The organism is Herbaspirillum chlorophenolicum, from assembly GCF_001189955.1.
In the GTDB taxonomy this organism is placed as follows: domain Bacteria; phylum Pseudomonadota; class Gammaproteobacteria; order Burkholderiales; family Burkholderiaceae_D; genus Herbaspirillum; species Herbaspirillum chlorophenolicum.
Map to the genome: position 1 here is coordinate 1 of NZ_LFLT01000093.1, position 5356 is coordinate 5356.

Sequence of the window (5356 nt, forward strand, 5' to 3'; positions counted from 1 at the left end):
GGGCATACGAGATAGAAGAAGGCATCAGCCCGCATCTCCACGCATGCAACGACACCATATGGAGGAGACCAACATGATCGCGCAGCAAAAACTGGATGATGCCGGAGCCGGCGTCGCTTTATTCCGGCGGCACGTCTTGCCGTTGCTATTTGCAGGTTACCTGCTCAACTTTCTGGACCGCACCAATATCAGCTATGCCCAGCTCCAGATGGGGGCGGATCTGGATATTTCGCTGGCGGCGTATGGTTTGGGCGCCGGCCTGTTCTTCTTCGGCTACGCGGGTGTGTGCGTGCCGGCCAACCTGGCGTTGCAGCGCTTTGGCGTGAGGCGCTGGCTGGCCTTCATCTTCATCAGCTGGGGCGTCGTGTCTTGCCTGATGACGTTGATGCATGGTGAAAAATCGTTTTATACCCTGCGGTTCCTGTTGGGGATGGCGGAAGGCGGCTTCGTTCCGGCGGTCAACTTCTACATCGCTTCCTGGGTGCCGCCGCGCTTCCGGAGCCGCATCAACGCCATCTTCATCATGGCGATTCCCCTGGCGATGATCTTCGGCGGACCACTGGCCGGCCTGTTGCTGCGCATCGATATTGGTATGCCCGGCTGGCGCTGGCTGTTCCTGATCGAAGGCATTCCGACGGTGATAGTGGGAATGCTGGTGTATCGGCTGTTGCCGGCCAGCTGGAGAGATGCCCGCTGGCTGAGCGATGCCCAGCGGGATGCCTTGCAGGTCGTGATGAACGAGGAGTCAGGGGTGCGCGAAGACAAACCGGCATCCTGGCGCAATGGCTTCGAAGCATTCCGGCAGCCGCGCCTCTGGGGCCTCTTGCTGGTGCTGCTGGTCGCTTATGCCGCCACATTCGCACTGTCCTACTTCCTGCCTACCATCCTGAGAGGGCAATACCAGATTACGCCGCTGCAGATTGGCACCTTGCTGATGATTCCAAATATCATCGCCCTGGCCTTCAGCTACCTGGTTGGGCGAAGCAGCGAACGCAGCGGCGATATCCGCTGGCACCTGGCACTGGTTTGCGCGATTGGCAGTTTTGGTTTCTTTGTGCTGCCCAGCGCCGCCTCGGTATCGATCAGCATGTTCCTGGTTGCGGTCTCGGTGATCACCAGCTATACCATTGCTTATTACGGCCCGCTCAATGCCGCGATACAGAACACCATCGGCGCCCATGCCGGTCCCCTGGCGCTCGTCACCAGCATCGGGGCGCTGGGAGGCTTCTTTGGGCCGACACTGACCGGCCTGATCATGCAGGCCAGCGATGGCAAATGGCAATTGGCGGCGCAGATCTTTGCATTCTCGACGCTGGCCAGCGCCGTACTGGCGGTCATCAGTGTGCGTGCGGCTGCTCAGAAGCCGCGTGTATTGCAGGGCAACCATTGAGGAAGCAAGACGCATGGACCTGATAACACGGTTATATAGGGAGACGACATGAGTACGCACGACGGCAAGGTAGCGGTAGTCACGGGCGGCGCCAGCGGAATCGGACAAGAAACGGTTCGCCAGTTGCGCCAGGCGGGATGGACGGTGGTGGTCTGGGACAGGAGCGATGCCGAAGGCGCCGTGCCTGTCGATATTGCGGACTATGCCTCGGTGGAGGCCGCCGCCGGACAGCTCGATGGCATCGACCTGCTGGTCAACGCCGCCGGCATCGCCGGTGACCGCCAGCCATCGGCATCAAAGAGTCCGGCCGAGTGGGACAGGGTGATGGCGGTCAATCTCAATGGTTCGTTCTATACCATGCATGCCTTGTATCCTCATCTGAAGGCGCGCAAGGGCGTTGTGGTGAACATCGCTTCGATTGCCGGCATGATGATGGCGAAGGGGCGCGTGCATTACGCCGTCTCCAAGGCCGCCGTCATGACGCTGACGCGATCGCTGGCCAATGAGTGGGCAGCCGATGGCATTCGCGTCGTCGCCATTGCACCGGGCTACGTGAAAACACCGATGATCCAGCGTTCCATCGAAGCCGGCGAGCTTGATGAGGCGACCATGGCCGCCGCCCATGCAATGAACCGGCTGGCGACCACCGAGGAAATCGCGGGCGCGATCATCGCCCTGGCTCAGCCGCCTTTCCAGTTCATGACGGGCGCCATCGTGACGATCGATGGCGGTTACACCTTGGGTAAATAGTTGGGAGAGTAGATAGATTGCGCTGATCAGCGGGATCGTGTTTTAGGCGGAGGCGTTTTTTGTGCCTGCTCCCGTATTCCCGCCCCTTCGATAAATAGCGTAGTGATTGCGTTCAATTCCTTTTGCAGCGAAAGCCGGGGGATGGTCAGCCAGCGCAGGAGCGCGCCAAGGTATAAATGGTGGAACCAGGTCGCGAGCTGATCGGCAGGGCTGTTCTTGTTCAACTCGCCGGTGCGCTGGCCTTCGGCAATCAGATGCTGCCAGGCAAGCATGATATCGCTGCCATTGCCGTTTGTGCCGTTGCCATCTGTTCCGGCGACCACAATACTCAGGAAGCGGTGTCGGAGATAGGCCACCAGATAATCAGGATGTTTCTCGCACCAGGCGGCCGAGGCCTCCAGCACGCATGACAGGCGCGACACGAAAGTCGGGCACTTTGCCACGTCGTCTTGAAGGCCTGCCAGGTCTCGTTCCAGTTCCGCATCCATCCAGTAGGCGAGCGTTGCCTCTTTGGTGGGGAAATGGTTGTACAGCGTTCGCTTGGCAACGTCGGCCTCCGCCGCGATCTGCTCCATCGTCACCGAATCGAAACCGTGAGCCGCAAACAGGCGTGCAGCGGTGTCTGCCAGATGTCCTAGCATCTGAACGCGCTTGCGTTCCCGGCGGCCTGTTTCCTCGGGGTCACTCATGGTTTGGGATCCGATAATAAATATACGATATGCATTAGTATACGTCGTATACTTTTATTTTTACATATCGCAGGATTCTTCGTGCCAGGGAGGAGACCATGAAATTCGCTGTCATGACGTACGGAACCGAGGGCGACGCGCGCCCTCTTGCCGCACTAAGTCGGGCGCTGATGGATGCGGGCCATGAAATCCTGCTGTTGGCCGACAGGTCAACGCTGGGGACAGCCGCTGCGTTAAATGTCCCTTCGATGGCGCTCTCAGGGGACATCAAGAGTGTTCTGATGCCAGGCCAGGCGCTTTCTGGCGCTGTACGCCGCAACGGTGGTTTCAATAACACAGCGAAGGCATTGGCCGGGATTGCCAATACTCACACCGCTGCATGGATGCGGGAAGCGGTCGATGCTACGCAAGGGTGTGATGCCGTGATTGTTTCGGGGCTGGCCGCCTTCGTCGGACTGTCGGTTGCCGAATATCGCGGTATCAGGGCCATCGGCGCCGGCCTCATTCCGATTACGCCGACGGCGGATTTCCCGTCTCCCTTTCTTCCGCCCGGAAAAGTACCGCGTTGGCTCAATCGGGCCAGCCATCGTCTGGTAAACGGCTTGCTATGGCAGGCATTCCGCAAGGCGACCAACGCCGCCAGGACCAGTGTCTGCGGCTTGCCGCCGCGCAAGCACGTCTGGACCGACCATCCCATGCTGTATGGCATTTCCCCCAATCTGTTGCCTTCGCCTGGCGATTGGCCTGCCAATGCGCGCGCCTGCGGCCAATGGAGCATCGGCAACCCGGAATGGTCGCCACCGGCGGCACTCGAAGAATTCCTCGCCGCCGGAGAGCCACCCATTTATATCGGGTTCGGCAGCATGGCCGGTTTCGACTGCCATCATCTGATACAGGCATTGGCCGCTGCGGTAGCGGGACGGCGCGCATTGTTCTATTCGGGGTGGAGCGGAGTGGATACATCCGCGTTGCCGAAGAACTTTTTCGTCATCGGCGAAACCCCGCATGACTGGTTATTTCCGCGGACGGCGATGGCGATCCATCACGGTGGTTCCGGGACAACGCATTCGGCAGCCAGAGCGGGCGTGCCGTCCGTCGTGATCCCTTTCGCCGGCGACCAATTTTTCTGGGCAGACCGGCTTGCCGGACTTGGTGTCGCCGCCAAGGCGTTGAATGGAAAGCGGCTGCAGCCGTCTGCGCTAGCGCAGGGAATCGCCTTTGCAGATCAATATGACGTGCGTGTCAACGCAGGCGTGCTCGCCAGAGCGATGGCTGGGGAGAACGGATTGCAAGAGACTGTCACGGCCATTGAAGAATTGATGGGAAACTTAACCTGACGTCAGGTGTGGGATTAAAGAGGGGCGAAGGATGGTTGGGATTCGTAGAAATTCTCTTCCTTTTAATATGCGGCAGGTATCGTGAGCATCGATCGCTCCACTACCGCTGCAGCAACTCCTCGATTTTCCTTGCCAAATCCGGCGATAACGATCCCCGTTCCAACGCCAGCGGAATATTCCGGATAGCCAGCTCGCGGTACAGGCAGGCCGCCGACGCGTCGCAATTCTCAAGCGCATCGAGATGCTTTTGGATTGTTCCAATGTCTCCACGCGCGACACAGCCTCCCATGCCACGTGCAAGACCGCCATCCATCACAGCTGCCACGGTCCCTTGCAGCAACGGCACCATGGCATCCATGGCCTGGCGCTCGGTTGCGCCAAAACGCTGCCACAGCTTGGCGCCCTCTTTGAGCAGGGCGATCAGGAATGGGCCGACGTAGTAGGCCGAAGCATGATAGAGAGGACGAACTCCCGGCGGCAGGGAGAGCGGGATGCAATTGATCGCGCGCGCCAGGTCGAGCAGGTCATCGAGCAACTCCCTGTGCGCTTCGATGCCCACCGTACATCCCGGGAGGCCCGCCAGGGCGACATCCGGGTTGGTGAACATCTGCATGGGATGAAATGCGCCGATGGATGCACCGGCATCCTGGGCGCTTTGCAAGGCAGCGATCTCTGTGGCTCCGGAACAGTGCACTACTGCGATGCCGGGATGCCATCTCAGGCTGGCGCAGACGGAGGAGATTGCATCATCGCTGACAGTCAGGAAAACAATGGACGATTGATCGACGACTTCTTGTGGCGAACCCACTGCTACATCGCCTGGGCAGCGGGCGCGAAAGCCGGCGAGATTGGCTTCGTTGCGACTGCTCACGGCAACCACCCGGTAATTTGCACGAGAAAATGCACTGGCCAGTGTCTGGGCTACGCGACCGGCTCCGATGAAGCCGATGCGGGAAAGCGTTGTGGCTGCGCTCATGGTGTTCTTCCTCATCAAATCGATGTCGGCCGGCCGAAGGTCTTCAGATATTTTGGGTAACCTGAGTGATTTGAATCAGCTTAGTTTAATTGGTTGCGATACGCAACTATATTTTTGAGGAAGTTGAGGGCGATGACTTACTCCGGCCGGAAGTAGGCAAAGTATCAGGTCTGGTTCTGATGCTGAAACTTCAAATGAAGCAGAGGGTAGGGGC

5 protein-coding genes are annotated in these 5356 nt (G+C 59.2%); 3 read left to right on the top strand and 2 right to left on the bottom strand.

Annotation, left to right across the window (positions count from 1 at the left end):
* The first annotated feature begins 73 nt into the window (after positions 1-73).
* A complete protein-coding gene (locus AKL28_RS22970; protein ID WP_082221642.1) occupies positions 74-1390 on the top strand; it encodes an MFS transporter in 1317 nt (438 codons plus the stop codon).
* Positions 1391-1438: 48 nt separating this feature from the next.
* Positions 1439-2140: an SDR family NAD(P)-dependent oxidoreductase gene (locus tag AKL28_RS22975; protein WP_050470617.1), complete on the top strand. Its 702-nt coding sequence runs from the start codon at positions 1439-1441 to the stop codon at positions 2138-2140.
* Positions 2141-2166: 26 nt separating this feature from the next.
* Here AKL28_RS22975 and AKL28_RS22980 read toward each other — a convergent pair whose 3' ends face one another.
* Positions 2167-2829 (bottom strand): TetR/AcrR family transcriptional regulator, encoded by a 663-nt coding sequence (locus AKL28_RS22980; protein ID WP_050470618.1) that lies wholly within the window; start codon positions 2827-2829, stop codon positions 2167-2169.
* A gap of 98 nt (positions 2830-2927) precedes the next feature.
* On the opposite strand from AKL28_RS22980, the gene AKL28_RS22985 reads away from it, so the two are divergent.
* The gene (locus tag AKL28_RS22985) at positions 2928-4166 is read left to right on the top strand and encodes a glycosyltransferase (RefSeq protein ID WP_050470619.1); all 1239 of its coding nucleotides are present in this window, start codon (positions 2928-2930) and stop codon (positions 4164-4166) included.
* A gap of 100 nt (positions 4167-4266) precedes the next feature.
* On the opposite strand, the gene AKL28_RS22990 is transcribed toward AKL28_RS22985, so the two are convergent.
* A complete protein-coding gene (locus AKL28_RS22990; RefSeq protein WP_050470620.1) occupies positions 4267-5142 on the bottom strand; it encodes a Rossmann-like and DUF2520 domain-containing protein in 876 nt (291 codons plus the stop codon).
* Positions 5143-5356: the final 214 nt, after the last annotated feature.

Excerpts from the sequence above, each read along its gene's own strand:
- AKL28_RS22970 (WP_082221642.1), top strand. The coding sequence starts at position 74 with ATGATCGCGCAGCAAAAACTGGATGATGCCGGAGCCGGCGTCGCTTTA.
- AKL28_RS22975 (WP_050470617.1), top strand. The coding sequence starts at position 1,439 with ATGAGTACGCACGACGGCAAGGTAGCGGTAGTCACGGGCGGCGCCAGC.
- AKL28_RS22980 (WP_050470618.1), bottom strand. The coding sequence starts at position 2,829 with ATGAGTGACCCCGAGGAAACAGGCCGCCGGGAACGCAAGCGCGTTCAG.
- AKL28_RS22985 (WP_050470619.1), top strand. The coding sequence starts at position 2,928 with ATGAAATTCGCTGTCATGACGTACGGAACCGAGGGCGACGCGCGCCCT.
- AKL28_RS22990 (WP_050470620.1), bottom strand. The coding sequence starts at position 5,142 with ATGAGCGCAGCCACAACGCTTTCCCGCATCGGCTTCATCGGAGCCGGT.